Annotated in this window: 16 protein-coding genes and 2 tRNA genes; 11 read left to right on the top strand and 7 right to left on the bottom strand. The window is 56.9% G+C overall.

The window, feature by feature from the left end:
• The first annotated feature begins 124 nt into the window (after positions 1-124).
• From TPEN_RS09830 to TPEN_RS04195, 5 genes are all read left to right on the top strand, one after another.
• Positions 125-246: transfer RNA gene (locus tag TPEN_RS09830), tRNA-Ala, on the top strand.
• 57 nt (positions 247-303) lie between these two features.
• A complete protein-coding gene (locus TPEN_RS04180) occupies positions 304-1,647 on the top strand; it encodes a phosphomannomutase/phosphoglucomutase (protein WP_011752476.1) in 1,344 nt (447 codons plus the stop codon).
• Positions 1,648-1,703: 56 nt separating this feature from the next.
• Positions 1,704-2,036 carry a V-type ATP synthase subunit F gene (locus tag TPEN_RS04185; protein WP_187146356.1) on the top strand — a complete coding sequence of 111 codons (333 nt, stop codon included), beginning with the start codon at positions 1,704-1,706 and terminating at the stop codon, positions 2,034-2,036.
• Positions 2,015-2,365 (top strand): hypothetical protein, encoded by a 351-nt coding sequence (locus TPEN_RS04190; RefSeq protein WP_011752478.1) that lies wholly within the window; start codon positions 2,015-2,017, stop codon positions 2,363-2,365. The genes TPEN_RS04185 and TPEN_RS04190 overlap by 22 nt, the downstream gene beginning before the upstream one ends.
• A gap of 5 nt (positions 2,366-2,370) precedes the next feature.
• Positions 2,371-3,009, top strand: a complete 639-nt coding sequence (locus TPEN_RS04195) for a V-type ATP synthase subunit E (protein ID WP_187146357.1) — start codon at positions 2,371-2,373, stop codon at positions 3,007-3,009.
• Here TPEN_RS04195 and TPEN_RS04200 read toward each other — a convergent pair.
• Positions 3,006-3,284 (bottom strand): hypothetical protein, encoded by a 279-nt coding sequence (locus TPEN_RS04200; protein WP_011752480.1) that lies wholly within the window; start codon positions 3,282-3,284, stop codon positions 3,006-3,008. The genes TPEN_RS04195 and TPEN_RS04200 overlap by 4 nt on opposite strands.
• 139 nt (positions 3,285-3,423) lie before the next feature.
• Between TPEN_RS04200 and TPEN_RS04205 the strand changes: the two genes are divergently transcribed.
• Positions 3,424-3,810 (top strand): Trm112 family protein, encoded by a 387-nt coding sequence (locus tag TPEN_RS04205; protein ID WP_148677934.1) that lies wholly within the window; start codon positions 3,424-3,426, stop codon positions 3,808-3,810.
• Here the strand turns inward: TPEN_RS04205 and TPEN_RS04210 are convergent.
• On the bottom strand, positions 3,807-5,516 hold the full coding sequence (locus tag TPEN_RS04210) for a glutamate--tRNA ligase (RefSeq protein ID WP_011752482.1): 1,710 nt from the start codon (positions 5,514-5,516) through the stop codon (positions 3,807-3,809). The genes TPEN_RS04205 and TPEN_RS04210 overlap by 4 nt on opposite strands.
• A gap of 55 nt (positions 5,517-5,571) precedes the next feature.
• A tRNA-Ala gene (locus TPEN_RS04215) sits at positions 5,572-5,679 on the bottom strand.
• A gap of 358 nt (positions 5,680-6,037) precedes the next feature.
• On the opposite strand from TPEN_RS04215, the gene proS reads away from it, so the two are divergent.
• A complete protein-coding gene (gene proS / locus TPEN_RS04220; RefSeq protein ID WP_011752483.1) occupies positions 6,038-7,486 on the top strand; it encodes a proline--tRNA ligase in 1,449 nt (482 codons plus the stop codon).
• Here the strand turns inward: proS and rimI are convergent.
• The 3 genes from rimI to TPEN_RS04235 all read right to left on the bottom strand — a co-directional run bounded on the left by rimI (position 7,483) and on the right by TPEN_RS04235 (position 9,608).
• Positions 7,483-7,953, bottom strand: a complete 471-nt coding sequence (rimI, locus tag TPEN_RS04225; RefSeq protein ID WP_011752484.1) for a ribosomal protein S18-alanine N-acetyltransferase — start codon at positions 7,951-7,953, stop codon at positions 7,483-7,485. The genes proS and rimI overlap by 4 nt on opposite strands.
• Before the next feature lie 10 nt (positions 7,954-7,963).
• On the bottom strand, positions 7,964-8,710 hold the full coding sequence (locus tag TPEN_RS04230; RefSeq protein ID WP_148677936.1) for an MBL fold metallo-hydrolase: 747 nt from the start codon (positions 8,708-8,710) through the stop codon (positions 7,964-7,966).
• A 61-nt stretch (positions 8,711-8,771) separates the two neighbouring features.
• On the bottom strand, positions 8,772-9,608 hold the full coding sequence (locus TPEN_RS04235) for a sugar phosphate isomerase/epimerase family protein (RefSeq protein ID WP_011752486.1): 837 nt from the start codon (positions 9,606-9,608) through the stop codon (positions 8,772-8,774).
• 158 nt (positions 9,609-9,766) lie between these two features.
• On the opposite strand from TPEN_RS04235, the gene iolM reads away from it, so the two are divergent.
• From iolM to TPEN_RS04255, 4 genes are all read left to right on the top strand, one after another.
• Positions 9,767-10,972, top strand: a complete 1,206-nt coding sequence (gene iolM, locus TPEN_RS04240; protein WP_052885132.1) for a scyllo-inosose 3-dehydrogenase — start codon at positions 9,767-9,769, stop codon at positions 10,970-10,972.
• 32 nt (positions 10,973-11,004) lie between these two features.
• Positions 11,005-11,925 (top strand): creatininase family protein, encoded by a 921-nt coding sequence (locus TPEN_RS04245; RefSeq protein ID WP_052885133.1) that lies wholly within the window; start codon positions 11,005-11,007, stop codon positions 11,923-11,925.
• Positions 11,926-12,004: 79 nt separating this feature from the next.
• On the top strand, positions 12,005-13,024 hold the full coding sequence (gene gyaR / locus TPEN_RS04250) for a glyoxylate reductase (RefSeq protein WP_011752489.1): 1,020 nt from the start codon (positions 12,005-12,007) through the stop codon (positions 13,022-13,024).
• 41 nt (positions 13,025-13,065) lie between these two features.
• Complete coding sequence (locus TPEN_RS04255) at positions 13,066-13,851, top strand: GTPase (RefSeq protein ID WP_011752490.1); 786 nt, start codon at positions 13,066-13,068, stop codon at positions 13,849-13,851.
• Here the strand turns inward: TPEN_RS04255 and TPEN_RS04260 are convergent.
• Complete coding sequence (locus TPEN_RS04260) at positions 13,833-14,684, bottom strand: N-glycosylase/DNA lyase (RefSeq protein ID WP_011752491.1); 852 nt, start codon at positions 14,682-14,684, stop codon at positions 13,833-13,835. The two genes, TPEN_RS04255 and TPEN_RS04260, sit on opposite strands and share 19 nt — an antisense overlap.
• Positions 14,685-14,687: the final 3 nt, after the last annotated feature.

A 14,687-nucleotide genomic window follows, 5' to 3' on the forward strand; every position in this document is an offset into this window, starting at 1 on the left:
ATCGACTTCTAAGCACGCTTTAAGCATTTCCTTATTGCGCGCAACAGCTTGCTAGCGGCGTGTAGCCGTCTTTCCTGACGCTCGAGAAAAGCTTAAATTAACCCTTCTCTTATCTTTTCTGGCAGGGCCGGTCGTCTAGTGGGAGGATTGCCTCTCCCCTCGAACCGCCTTCGCAAGGGTCGCGTAAGGGGGCTTCGATCCCGAGAGCGGCGGAGGTCCCGGGTTCGAATCCCGGCCGGTCCACCACTTCTCATGTGCGCCCTAAAAAAAGCTATATATAGTGAGCATCTCCGACTTTGATCCGTGAGTTTTCCGGCTCACATCTTCAGGGCTTACGACATAAGGGGTGTCTACGGCGTAGACTTAAACCCTGCCATCGCAGTTGCCATCGGGAACGCTCTCTCGAGGCTTTTCCCCGGCGAGTACTGCGTGTGTAGCGATACCAGGTCGAGCTCGCCGGCACTTAAAGCCGCGCTGTCTGCCGGCCTGGCGGGTAGCGGGTCGAACGTAGTTGACGGAGGCACGGGCCCAATAGGCATGGCGATCTACGCTACGAAGCACCTGGAGTACCACGTCGCCTACGTAACCGCGTCCCACCTCCCCCCGGAGTGGAACGGGATCAAGCTCTTCAAGCCGCGGGGCATCCCGATATGCGAGGAGGACCTCAAAAAGCTGGGCGAGGTTGCAGCCGGGAACCTCGAGTGGGCGAAGCCGGGCAGTGAGGGTGCGTACACGCACCGGGACGTTCTCTACGAGTACTACAAGTTCCTCTTAAAGGTGGGCAAGACGAGTAGCCGTAGAACCAGGGTCGTCGTGGACTGCGGGAATGGCGCAGCGTCGCTAATCGTGCCGCGGCTGTTGAGAAGCCTCGGCTACGACGTTGTGGGTATAAACTGCGACGTTGATCCCCTGTTCTCCGTGAGGGGCTCGGAGCCTACCCTCGAGTCCACCGCGTACCTCAAGGACGTTGTACTGCGCTTCAGGGCAGACCTGGGCGTGTCTTTCGACGGCGATGGCGACAGGGCGATATTCTTCGACGAGAAGGGCAACCCCTTGGCCCCGGAGCAAGCGGCTGTAGTGATCCTGAAAGGCTCCCAGCCGGGGGACGTTATCGCCAACGTGGAGTGTTCGAGCATGGTGGAGAAGTACGTTGCCAGCAGGGGCGGGAGGGTAGTCAGGGTACCTGTTGGCCGCATACACATGATCTTCGAGTCGATGAAGTCGAGCTTCGTACTGGGAGTGGAGAGTAGCGGTCACTACGTGCCGTACGGCGGGCTTAACCTCGACGACGGGATACTCGCTGTGCTACAGTTCCTGGAGGCTTTCGAAAAGCTCGGCGGCCCCGTCTCGGCGCTGGTAGAGCCGATGCCGCTTATGCGTAAGGTAAAGCTCGAAGTAAACGAGGAGGTTAAGTTCAAGGCAGTCGAGTACCTGAAGGCGTACTACGCCGGCAAGTACGATAGAGTCGACACGACGGACGGCGTAAGGGTAGACCTCGACTACGGGTGGTTCCTCGTGAGGGCTAGCAACACGGAGCCGGTGATACGGGTAACGATAGAGGCTTCCACGAAGGAAGATCTCGACAAGCTGGAGAAGCTCGTAAGGGAAGACATAGAGAGGGCTCTGAGCGCGGCACGCTCGGCGTAAAGAAAATTATTAATATTTAGTGAGGCTTTGAGGGGTGTCAGCAGGGGGTGGAGGCCTTGAGCGTAGTAGTGATTGGGTCGTCGCCGACCGTGGACTCTTTGAGGTTGCTCGGCTTCGAGGTCGTCAGGGTGCCGGAGAAGCTTGGAAAAGCGGAAGAGGACGAGGTTGTAGCGAAGATACTTGAAAGCCGGGTAGCGCTAGTGGAGAGCGAGGTCTACGCCTCCGTGGCGGAGAGGCTTAGGCAGGTGATGAGCTTCGTTAAGGAGCCGCCGCTCTTGGTAGTGATTCCGTCATCCGAGAAGGCCTCCACCCGTAGGTTGGAGGAGTTGTACAACAAGCTTTCGATGGCTCTCGGGGTGAGGTTGAGGTGGGCGAAAAAAGAGGAGTAAACCCCGCCAGGCTAGCGGAGGAGCTGGACATCGGCGTGATACTACAGGAACAGAGGAAAGCCGAGCAGAGGGTGGCGGAGGCGAAGAAGAGGGCTGAGGAAATACTCGAAAGGGCGAGGGCTCAAGCTAGGGAAATACTCTCGAAGGCGCAGAACGTCGAGCTCGACGACAAGGCTAAGGAGCTCATTGAGTCGGAGCAGAGAAGAGTGGGCGAGCTCCTTAAGCAACTCGAGGAGAAGTACTCCTCTGAGCTGGAAGAGCTTAGAAGGGCCCTCGAGGAGAACGAGGAAGCCATCAAGAGGCTCGTACTGGAGGCTATACTCGGGTGAGAGGCGTGGCGGAGGAAAAAACGTTGTTGGAAGTCATAATCCAGGAGCTTAGACGCGCAGCGGAGGAGGAGTCTCGGCGGATAGTAAAGGAGGCAGAGCAGGAGGCCCAGAAAATAGTCGAGGAAGCTATTCAAAAGGCTGAGGCTATAAAGGCTGAGAAGCTTAACCAGTTGCTCAACGAGTACCGGCAAAAAGCGATGGCTGAGCTAGCCCCGAAGAGGCTGGAGCTTAGGCACCGAGCTATAAGGGAAAAGCACGAGCTCATAGAGTCGGCTTTGAACAGGGCGATAGAGGAGGCTGTGAAGACAATCCTAGGCAACGACGATTACCGGAGGACGTTCCTAGAGAAGAGCCTCGAGAAAGGAGTAGTCGCGCTCTCCTCAACAGACCTAGTCGTACACCCTTGTCGTGGCTCGGCTAGCATCGTCGGGCAAGTAGTAGAGGCGGTCGCGGCTAGGCTATCCAAGGTCAAGCCCGGCCTCAGGCTGGAGATCGGGGATCCTCTTGGCTGCACGGAGGGAGTAGTCATAGTCTCGCGGGACGGCAGGGAGATCTACAACGCTACACTGGAGGCGAAAATAGCGGAGGTCAGGGAAAGCGTCAAGCCTAAAGTGCTCGAACTGGTTTCTCGTGCGCGCGCCTAGCTCCCTATAGGCGTTCTCAGCCTGTTTGTTTCAAGCTCTATTATCGCCGGGTAGGGGTACCTGTACTTTAACTCCTTAAGCTTTCCACGCCCCATCATGGAGACGAGAACGTCGTCTACGAGCACTAAGTCGGCGGCTTTCTCCCTAACGATCTCCTCTATCCTCCTCTCAGCCTCTCTCGGGTCGTTCACGGCTATGACTATGTCTGCTCCTCCAGCTTTAAGCGCCTTCTCAAGGTCTGGGAGTACTACGGCCGCTATTCTCATAGTCGGCATACTATGCACCCACCACGTGTTTAACACTAGTATATAAAGTGCACGCGCGCGAGGGTCGAAGATCACCGCTGTAAAAAGCTAGTGATTGTGCATAAACCTAAAATAGAGAGCTAGAGTAGGCATAGGCTGGTGATCGCCTATTAAGTACAGGCTCATGGATTTACTCGCATGCCCGTATGACAAGCACTTTCCACTAGAGCTCTACGTCATAGAGACGAGGACGTATAAGGACAGGCAGGTGACTTTCCGCAGGAAACCCGCCTGCGAGCTCTACTGCGCCTTCAGGGGCAAAAACGTCAGCGAGCTCGACGGCAAGGACCCTGGGTGCGACGAGTGCATTAAAGTAGAAGTGGCGACGGGTGTGCTTTACTGCCCTGAGTGCGGTAGATGGTGGCCTATAAAGGACGAGATACCGGTTATACTTCCAGACGACATGCGCAACAAGGAGGAAGACCTAAAGTTCCTCGAGTCCGTTAAGGACAAGGTACCAGAAAAAGTGCTGAAAGGCAAGCCCTTCGGCCTCTAATCGTGCGTGAATATATACGTCTCCGGCCCCTCTACCCTGACGAACCCCAGCCTAACGAACTGGACTTGCTCCCCCGGGGGGAGCTCGGCGAGGCTAGGCTCACCGTAGCCCGAGATTTCCTCGATCTTTGTACCCGCGGCTTTCAGCACCCTGCCTCTCACCGAGCTCTCTACCGGGGCCCACTGCACTATGGGTAGCTCGTGCTTCTTCGCGAAGCTCACGTCGTTGTTCAGGTATCTCAGCTTCGAACCGCCGTCGACGACCTCGAAGTTCCCGAGCCCCATCAGCCTGACCATGGAGGATGCCACGTCGGAGGGTAGGTAGACCTCGGGCTTGCTGAAGGTTATCCTCCGGCGGCCCCTCTCGGGGAAGGAGGGGTGGACTATGACCTCCGCCGTTATCGGGGCCTCCAGCCCCTCTATGGAGGCTACCTTGGCGGGCTCTGGGACGAACATGTACCTGTTGGCCCGCGGCTCTAGGTACTTCCTGTTGAAAGCGTGGAGCTTGTCTACACTCACCCGCGCCGTGGAGGGCTTGATCCCGACTTCCAGAACCAAGTCCCATATCGCCTCGGGCAGTATCCCTCTACGCCTCAAGGCCCTCAGAGTTCCGAGGCGTATATCGTCTATAGACGAGAAAAGCCCCTTTTCGATCCCCCTCCTAATGACCGACTTGCTGAGAACCATGCCTTCCAAGTTCATCCTCCCGAAGTGTATGCTTACAGGAGGCTTCCAGCCCATGTGCCTGTAAACGTACTCTTGCTTCAGGGTGTTGACCGCGTGCTCCTCGCCTCTCAGGACGTGGGTCACTCCCAGCATGTGGTCGTCCACAGCACAGGCAAAGTTGTACGTAGGCCAAACCCTGTACTTGTCTCCCGTTAGAGGGTGGGGTGTTTTCTCGGTGTCGAGCACTCTAAAGGCTATCCAGTCCCTGACAGAGGGGTTGGGGTGGGCGGGGTCTGTCTTTATCCTCAGCACTGCGGCGCCCTCCGGGTACTCCCCAGAAAGCATCTTCTCCCACCTCTCCATGTGTTCCTCTGGCGGGAGGAACGAGCAGGGATCCGGCTTGCCGGCGTCGCGGAACGCCTTTATCTCGTCTTGGCTATGCGTGCAAACGTATGCGTTTCCGCTCTTTATCAGTGCCTCCGCCACCTCGTAGTAAACCTCCATGCGCTGGCTCTGAATGTACTCCTCGTCCCACGGCGTTCCGAGCCAGCGGAGATCCTCGCGTATAAGGTCGTAGGCCTCTGGCATAGGCCGCTTGGTTCTCGGATCCGTATCCTCGAACCTCAGGATGAACTTGCCGTTGTACATCTTCTTGGCGTAGTAGTAGTTGAGTATCGCTGGTCTCGCGCTCCCAAGGTGCAGGACGAAGTCAGGGTTGGGCGCGAACCTCGTCACGACCTTCCCGCCCACTTCTTCCGCTCCCGGAAGCGGAGGCAACCTTTTCACCTCTACTTTCCTTTCACCTGAGAGCGCCTCGGGCCACAGCTCTGAGAGTAGGCTGGCCTGAGACTCGGGGCTCATGGAGTTTACCTCCTCTACGACCTCCTTGACCAGCTCCACGACCTCCTTGGCCGCCTTGCGAGCCTCGGGAACCTCGGCGAACACCTTGCTGACAACGGAGTCCACCCTAGCCTTTCCGCCGAACTTAACGGCGTTGGCTAACGCGTGTTTAAGGGCTACCCTTCTAATATCGACTTCCAACAGAGGTCACCCCCCTCTACCATTCTACTCGCAGATATAAGGATTAGGGAGAAGCTGGTGGACCGGCCGGGATTCGAACCCGGGACCATTCGCGCCCGCGCCTCCCGAGAGAGGCGCGTGTCCCGCATGCCAAGCGGACATCCTCCCACTAGACGACCGGCCCTGCCAGAAAAGTTAAGAAAGGGGCTGATTTAAGCTTTTCTCACGGTAGAGAGGCCAGTAGCTGAGATGCCTTAGAGCAATACAAGTCTAGACACATAGTGCTAGGAGGAGGGGGCCGGGCGCCTTTCCCTGCTGGTCTTACTCTTTAGTCTTCTGCCCCCAGCTCTTCGAGGCGATTCGCGAGCTTCCAGGCTCTGGGTTACTGCTCGGCCTTGTACTTCGTGAAGTCAAGGAGTGTTTCTCGCAGAGCTACGTCGTAGCGAGCGTGCTCGAAGAGAGAGGTGGTTGCCTGGCACTCTCATTCTTATGACGTAAAAAATTTCAAGAGGCTGTACTGTTGTGTCTCCGCGACCAGCGCTATGAGCGAGCAGGGGATCACTGTCAGCAAGTCCGAGGACTTCTCGGAGTGGTACTCGCAGGTACTGAGTAAGGCGGGGCTTGTCGATCTACGCTACAACGTCCAAGGCTTCGTTGTCCACAAGCCCTGGCTTATGCGCATCATAAAGGCTATTTACCGCTTCTTCGAGGAGGAGCTGGAGAAGACCGGGCACGAGCCTGTCCTCTTCCCCCTCGTGATACCGGAGGAGAACTTCGAGAAGGAGAAGGAGCACGTCGAGGGTTTCAAGCCGGAGGTGTTCTGGGTTACCCAAGCGGGCGACGAGAAGCTTGAACGGAGGCTGGCGCTTAGGCCGACAAGCGAGACCGCTTTCTACTACATGTACTCCTACTGGATACAGAGCTGGCGCGACCTACCCCTCAAACTCTATCAGAGCGTTAGCGTGTACCGCAACGAGAAGAATACGAGGCCGTTGATACGGGGGAGGGAGTTCCTCTGGATAGAGGCCCACGACGCGTTCGCAACGCACGAGGAGGCGCTTAACCAGATACGCGAGGACATGGAGAACTCGAGGAAGGTTATCTGGGAGAAGCTCGGGATCCCGTTTTTGTTCCTGAGGAGGCCTCCCTGGGACAAGTTCAGCGGTGCTGAAGACACGTACGCCGCCGACACTATAATGCCGGATGGAAGGGTGCTTCAGATATCCTCGACGCATGACCTCGGCCAGAGGTTCGCGAAGGCTTTCAACGTTACCTTCCTGGACAAGGACGGCAAGAGGAAGTACGTTTGGCAGACGTGCTACGGCCCCGGCATCTGGAGGATAACCGCCGCACTCATAGCGATACACGGCGACGACAAGGGGCTCGTACTCCCGATGAACGTGGCCCCGATACAGGTCGTCATCGTCCCCATATACTACAAGGAGTCCGACAAGGAGAGGGTACTCGAGAAATGCAGGAAGCTGGAGGCGATGATAAGGGAGGCTGGCTACAGGGTCTACCTGGACGCCAGGGAGGAGTACACGCCGGGCTGGAAGTTCAACGACTGGGAGTTGAAGGGGGTTCCCGTGCGCCTAGAGGTGGGGGTACGGGAGGTCGAAACAGGGACGGTCACGGTGTTTAGGAGGGATTTGAGGGTGAAGGAGAAGGTCGCGGACAGCGAGCTGATAAGCCACATCCGCAAGCTCGAGAACGACATTCTCGAGGAGCTGAAGAGGAGGGCGAAGGAGTTCTTCGAAAGCAGGATAGTCACGGCGACGCGCAGAGAGGAAGTCGAGGAGGCGTTACGCTCGGGAAAGATGGTCAAAATGCCTTTCTGTGGACGGGAGGAGTGCGCAGACGACTTGAAGGAAGCTACCGACGGCGGGAAGGTCAGGGGTACCGAGATAGACTTCAAGGAGGGAGACTACGGGCGTTGCGCCTGGTGCGGAGCCCCCGCGCGCCTAATAGTATACGTCGCTAAGTCGTACTAGCTCTGCAGGTTTCCGGGAGTGTTTTCCTCCAGGCTCAGAGCATAGAGGTAAGCGTCCGATCCGTCGTTGTAGTACTTCTCCTTGACTCCTATACGTTTAAACCCGAGCTTTTCGTACAGCCGAAGCGCCGGGGTATTCGTCGTCTTCACCTCTAGGTATACTGCCTTAAGCCCGTTTTCGCGGGCTATGCGTATCGTTTCTTCGAGAAGCTTCCTGCCGATACCCCTGCCGCGCAGCTCCTCTACGACTGCCACGCTGTGAACGTGGAGCTGGCTCCCCTCCCTACACGAGACAATGTAGCCCACTACGAGCCCCTTGTAGTCCGCCACGAAGAAGTAGTCTCTACACCTGTTGTAGAGGTAGAAGAGGTAGTCGAGCGAGAAGGCGTCGGGCCCGAAGGCTTTCTCCTCTAGCTCCACGATGTAGTAGAGATCGCCCGGCTCGACGCGCCTAAGCCTTACGTCCACGTTGACGCACCTAGAGCGTGACCTCCTCAAAGGGTTTGGGGATGAAGGTGTTCTTGAATATAGCGCGGGCCGCCCTGAGGTACTCCTCGTCCACGTCGCCTAGCCTCGCGTAGGGTAGATGTACCAGCGCGAGCCTCCGCGCGCCGGCTCGTAGCGCTATCGTCGCCGCGTGCACTGGAGTGGAGTGACCATCCCTCAGCGCCGCGTCCTCCATTCCGGGCGGGTACGTCGCCTCGTGCACCAAGAGGTCGCAACCCGCGAAGCCTTCTACCAGCTTTTCGCTGGGAGAGGTGTCCCCCGAGTAGCAGAGAGAGCGGTCGCTAACCGTCAACCTATACGCAAGGGCTTCGACCGTATGTAGAGCCTCGAACGCCTTCGCGTTGCCCACGGTATCCCCTGGGCCTATTTCCCGGAAGACTCCGTGCGAAAGTATGGTCTCGAACTTCTCCGGGTGCAACACCTCCAGCATCCTCTCGAAAAACCTACGCGTCCCGCGAGGGCCCACTACTTCTACTCTTTTACCAGACCCGCGGATCCACAGGTGCCACAAAAGCTCGACTACGCCTAGGGAGTGATCCGGGTGCAGGTGCGACAGCAAAATTATCCTAACCTCGTCGAGACGCCCCATCGTTGCGAGCACGTAGGGGCACGCCGCGGGACAGTCCAGGAGCACCCCACCGTCGACGAGCAGTGAGGGCGGCATATTCCTTCCGGAGAACGTGCTCCCGGCAGTACCCAGGAAAATTACCCTAGCCAACTTTTCTCCCCCGGATAACTTCACTTTTCTCCCGCACCTCGCGTTGAAAAGGGTTTTCGCGCTAGCTTAGTTGCGAAACAACGGAGATGGCTGTTGAAAGCGTGTTCATAGTTATCCGTGCGGCTGCCTCGAAGTCGGGCTTTACCTGGATCTCTGCAGAGACGAAGCCGGAGTAGCCCGCGTCGCGCAGCGCGTGGAGTATTCTCACGAAGTCGAGGTGTCCCATCCCGGGAGCCAGCCTGTTGCTGTCAGCCACGTGGAAGTGTCCTATCCTGCCGGACGCCAGCCGGATAGAGTCCTCGATAACCCTCTCCTCTATGTTCATGTGGAAAGTATCCAGCAAGAGGAGCAAGTTGTCCTCTCCCACCTCCTCCAGAACCCTAAGTCCCTCTTCAACCGTGTTCACGAGCCTAGACTCGTACCTGTTCAGAGGCTCCAGGAAGAGCGATACGCCTTGCTCGCCCGCCTTCCTGGCGAGCCCCCTAAGCTCTTCCACCAGAAGCCTCCTAGCGCCCTCGACGTCCCCCCACTCGTCACCCCTACCGCGTATGAGGCCTACAATTACGCCTTTTATCTCCCTCCGAGAAGCCTCGAAAACTATCTCCTCAATCCTTCTTCTAGCCCTTTCCCTGACACCCGCGTCGGGGCTCGTCAGGCTTAACCCGTAGTGGATGTAGTTTAGCCCTGTACCCACCGCGGGGACTTCGAGGCTATGCTCACGCGCAAGGAGCGCCAGCTCCCCTACCTCAACGGGCTCTAACACGGAGATCTCTACGCCGTCGTAGCCCAGCTCGCTGAGGGCTTTAACAGCCGTTGAGGGATCCAGCCTAGCTACAGCGTCGAAGCGAGCCTTAGGATTCGCGATAACCATCGAGAGCTTGAACAGACGTGCAGGCATGCCAACCCCCTAGGTATGCCATGAAGAAGTACTTATACTTACGCGCGAATTTCGAAGTGAATAACACGTGTGAATATCGAGAAACCAGCGTGCTTTTTAAACGTTTTCCGGATCGCATATAAGGGGTTATTTGTGTAGAGGGGTTTTGGCGAAGGAAAATGACCACGATGAGAGCAGCCTTAGTGACCGCGGACTTTGCGCCTAGACCCGGCTACAAGATCACGCAGGACGAGATAAGGACCCACAAGGTGAGAGAGGGGGCGAAGGTCTGGCGGAACCCGAAGCTCGTGCTGAGAACAGACTACCCTGTACCGGAGCCGAAGCCCGACGAGATACTCATACGCGTCAAGGCGGTAGGCATATGCGGGTCCGATATACACTTCCTCGAGACGGATAGCGAAGGCTATATCCTTTACCCCGGCCTCACGAGGTTCCCCGTGGTTATCGGGCACGAGTTCAGCGGCGTGGTCGAGAAGGTAGGAACCAACGTCAAGACGTTCAAGCCGGGAGACATGGTGACGAGCGAGGAGATGTTCTGGTGCGGGGAATGCGATGCGTGTAGAAGCGTGGACTTCAACCACTGCCTGCGGCTAAACGACCCGGCGGACCTCGAGTTCGGCGAGCTCGGCTTCACGCACGACGGCGCGATGGCAGACTACGTAGTCGTCAAGGCCAAGTATGCCTGGAAGATAGACTCGCTCCTCGACAGGTACGGTAGCGAGGACAAAGCGTTCGAGGCGGGGAGCCTCGTAGAGCCTACCAGCGTAGCCTACCACGCCATGTTCACGAGGGCAGGCGGCTTCAAACCGGGAGCCTACGTCGCGGTCTGGGGCGCAGGCCCCATAGGGCTTGCAGCCATAGCTCTCGCGAAGGCCGCGGGCGCGGGCAAGGTCATCGCGTTCGAGGTAAGCCCGACGAGAAGAGAGCTCGCAAAGAAGGTGGGCGCAGACTACGTGTTCAACCCGGTCGAGCTCTCGAAGAACGGCGTTGAGCCTTGGGAGAAGATAATGGAGGTGACCGGGGGCCAGGGCGCGGACTTCCACGTTGAAGCTGCCGGCGCGCCGAGACACACCATACCGCAGATGCAGAAAAGCCTCGCCATTAACGGCAAGATAGTGCAGATAGGGCGGGCGGCTGAGGACGTCCCGATATACCTTGAAGTGTTCCAGGTTAGGAGAGGCCAGATATTCGGGAGCCAGGGGCACTCCGGCTTCGGCAACTTCGGCAACGTCATACGGCTGATGGCCGCCGGCAAGATAGACATGACCCAGATCATAACCGCCAGGTTCTCTCTCGACGAGGTCTACAAGGCTTTCGAGAGGGCCCACCAGAGGATAGACGGCAAGATAACTCTCAAACCGTAAACTATTTATATATGACTATGTCATAAGAGGTGATGGTTGGGATGGTCGAGTACGAGGCGCGCTTTTCTAAGCCATACTACAACAAGTTCGGCGAGAAGATATACCTGGACCAGATGACGATGTCCGAGCTATTGGAGCGCGTCAAGAAGAACGACATAGTACTCGTTCCGTGCGGCTCGGTAGAGAGCCACGGGCTGGGGCAGGCTACCGGGGAGGATACGATCATAGGCGCATACATAGCTGAGAGAGTGGCCTTCGAGACGGGGATAACTGTTGCTCCCCCCATATTCTACGGGAGCCACCCGAGCCACCACTACGGGATGCCCGGGACTATTCCCATAAAGAAGGAAGCGTACATAGACTACGTTACGAGCGTTGTAAAGTGGCTTAGCCACGCCGGCTTCAAGAAGATAATACTCTTCAACAGTCACGGCCAGGAGTACGTGCTACCCATAGTCAAGGACAAGGCTATCATAGAGGAAGGAGTCAAAGCGCTGATACTCGTAACTTCGTGGTGGGCGTGGGTTAGGGACATCCTGAGGCAGGGGACAGAGCTCAAGCCGGGGCTCGTTCTCGAAACCCCCTTCATACACGCGGACGAACTTGAGGCGAGCGTCCTCTGGTACGTTGCCCCCAAGCTCGTAGACCCCTCTAAGCTAAAGGAGAGCGACGCCGAGAAAATGGTCGGAGTAATCCCAGACAAGTGGGCGGATAAAGCCGGGAACGTCTACGGCAGACCCTTCGGGTGGTACGATATCAGCGCCTTCATGGAGATTCACCACTACCCCAAAGGAAGCGTAGGGTACCCCAGCAAGGCTAGTAGGGAGAAAGGAGAAGTCGTTGTCGAAACCGCTATTCAGCGCATAATAGAATTCATTGAGTGGCTACACAAGACGTACCCGCCCGGGGTAGTCCCTCAGGTCTGGCCGAACCCCGGGGATTTCAAGTACTAGATAACCAAGTTGTAAATTTCTTTTTTTATTTATGAATTGGGGAAAAAGCTCTTATACCACGTAAGCGTTAACACTAAACGTGGCAAGACCAAAGGTCTACGTTACAAGGATAATACCCGAGCCTGGCTTATCTATGCTCAAAGAGTGTTGCGACGTAGTTGTTCACGAGTCGAAGGATTGGCCTCCTTCTAGGGAAGAGCTTCTAAGGAACATTCGCGACAAGGACGCCCTTCTATGTCTCCTGACAGACAAGATAGACGCAGAAGTCATGGACGCAGCGCCCAACCTAAAGGTCATTAGTACGTACTCCGTCGGGTTCGACCACATAGATATACCCGAGGCCACGAAGAGAGGAATCTACGTTACGCACACGCCGGGAGTTCTAACAGACGCTGTCGCCGAGTTCACGGTCGGCCTGATACTGGCCGTGACTAGGAGGATCGTGGAGGCCGACAAGATAATCCGCACAGGGCAGTGGGACAAGCCCTGGAACCCCTACTTCCTGACGGGCCCGGAGCTGAAGGGGAAGACTATCGGGCTAGTAGGGCTGGGGCGCATAGGGGTAGCTACAGCCAAGAGGTTATCCAGCTTCGACGTGAAGATACTGTACTACGACATCGAGCGCAGGTGGGACGTTGAAACCGTGATACCGAACATGGAGTTCACGGACCTGGACACGCTCCTCGAGAAGTCCGACATAGTGTCTATCCACGTTCCCTTGACTAAGGAGACCTATCACCTCATAAACGAGGAGAGGCTTAGGAAGATGAAGAAGACAGCCTACCTCATTAACACGGCGAGGGGACCCGTGGTCGACACGGAGGCCTTGGTTAAAGCCTTGAAGGAGGGCTGGATAGCTGGGGCGGCGCTGGACGTCTTCGAGCAGGAACCGCTCCCGCCGAACCATCCCTTGACGAAGTTCGACAACGTAGTCCTGGCGCCGCACATAGCTAGCGCAACGATAGAGGCTAGGCAGCGCATGGCGGAGCTGGCCGCAAGGAACCTTATAGCAGTGTTAAAGGGAGAAATGCCGCCGGCACTCGTGAACAAAGAGGTGCTCAAAGTCAGACCTTTAGAGAAAGTGAAGATGATCCCGTAAACGCGTGCTTTATTTTTCTTTTTTGAGAACTTTCCTTCTTGATGAGCTTAAGGGACGTTAAGAGGGTTATAGCGAGGGCAGACGTCGTCGTAGAAGTCGTAGACGCGAGGGACCCTTGGGCGACGAGAAGCCCGGAAATAGAGCGCTACGCGGTGAGGCTGGGGAAGCCTCTCCTGGTAGTCGTGAACAAGAGCGACCTCGTACCGAGGGATGTACTGGAGAAGTGGAGGAAAGTTCTCGAAAAGCATTTCCCGGTAGTCTTTATCTCAGCAACGAAGAGGATGGGTACCCGGATGCTCTGGCGGTCGTTGCGCAGGGTAGCGCCCAGGAAGCCTCGCGGGAAACCCGTTGTCGCGGCAGTTGTGGGAATACCCAACGTGGGGAAGTCTACCATCATCAACTACCTGAAGGGGTCTCACAGCGTGGGGACATCGCCTATCCCCGGTTTCACCAAGAGCATTACTAGGCTTAGGGCGGCGGGGTGGTTGAGGGTTATAGATACCCCTGGGGTCGTTCCGAGGATGAGCCAGGAGGAGCTAGCGCTTAGAGGCGCGTTGCGCCCGGAGAGTCTAGACGACCCGGTACCCGCCGCCAAAAAGCTGTTAGAGCTTATTATGTGCAAGAAACCCGGGCTTTTGAAAGAACTGTACGACGTAGAGGCAGAAGACCCGGTAGTATTTCTCGAAAACCTGGCTAGGAGGAGGGGCCTTCTGGGGAAGGGCGGCGTCCCGCTCGTAGAAGAAGCAGCGAGAATCGTTTTGAGAGACTGGCAGACTGGCAAGAACACCTTCTATCTGGAGCCCGAGGACTACGGGCTTTCGGCTTGACACCGCCGTAGCTCAGCGTAGAGCTCTCTTAGGGCGTGTAGGGGTGCTCCGGCAAAGTTCTCCTCTAAGCATTCGTCTATCCTCTTGACTTCGAAGTCTCCTCTGTCTATACAGCCGCCCACCAGCCACACGGGGGCGTCCAGTAGTATCGGGGGGATCTCTGCCTGCCTGCCGACAAGGCTCCAAGCCGCTTTAACTTCTTCCTTGTGTTTTGCGCGTAGGTTCGACGCGTGGGCTCGAAGATCGTCGAGACAAGACCACCCCTTGGCGATGCCGGACGTGAGGGTTACGAGGGACACTCTGTAGTCGACCGGTATGGGTAACCTTTCGCCCCCCGTGTACTCCTTGTTCGCGGCTATGCATGCGTAGAGTAGCATCTTTGAGGCAAAGACTACCGTCTTGTCCTCTGGGTTAGCCCCGACAATTCGAGCCACCGTAGACGCGAAGCGTTCGAGGTTTACGGGAACCTCGCTGAGCAGGCTGAGCACCTTTTCTCTCGACGCGACGTACCTCTTGATCCTTTTCACGCGATGCTCTCGGAAGCGCCGTAGCGACTCTGCTTCCTCCACGAACCTGTAGAGCGCTCCGGGAGTTCCATCGAAGAGTTCGGCTGCCTCAAGCCAGTGGTCTTCTCCCCTTTTAGACAGCATGTAGCTTACTAGTGCTACTCCGGCTACGTAGAAGCCCCCCTCCGGGAAGCCCGCTTTTTCTAGGATCTTCCTGACAGCAAGGAACTGGGGGTCCCTCTCCACGAAGAGGAGTGAAAGCTCCCGGATGCTTCCGCGGAAAATCTCTCCTAGCTCTGATGCACGCTTTTCATCGAAAAATATCATAAG

The sequence above is a fragment of the Thermofilum pendens Hrk 5 genome, from assembly GCF_000015225.1.
GTDB lineage: Archaea > Thermoproteota > Thermoprotei > Thermofilales > Thermofilaceae > Thermofilum > Thermofilum pendens.

Excerpts from the sequence above, each read along its gene's own strand:
- TPEN_RS04235 (WP_011752486.1), bottom strand. The coding sequence starts at position 9,608 with ATGCCTGCACGTCTGTTCAAGCTCTCGATGGTTATCGCGAATCCTAAG.
- proS (WP_011752483.1), top strand. The coding sequence starts at position 6,038 with ATGAGCGAGCAGGGGATCACTGTCAGCAAGTCCGAGGACTTCTCGGAG.
- TPEN_RS04200 (WP_011752480.1), bottom strand. The coding sequence starts at position 3,284 with ATGCCGACTATGAGAATAGCGGCCGTAGTACTCCCAGACCTTGAGAAG.
- TPEN_RS04255 (WP_011752490.1), top strand. The coding sequence starts at position 13,066 with ATGAGCTTAAGGGACGTTAAGAGGGTTATAGCGAGGGCAGACGTCGTC.
- iolM (WP_052885132.1), top strand. The coding sequence starts at position 9,767 with ATGACCACGATGAGAGCAGCCTTAGTGACCGCGGACTTTGCGCCTAGA.
- TPEN_RS04245 (WP_052885133.1), top strand. The coding sequence starts at position 11,005 with ATGGTTGGGATGGTCGAGTACGAGGCGCGCTTTTCTAAGCCATACTAC.
- TPEN_RS04260 (WP_011752491.1), bottom strand. The coding sequence starts at position 14,684 with ATGATATTTTTCGATGAAAAGCGTGCATCAGAGCTAGGAGAGATTTTC.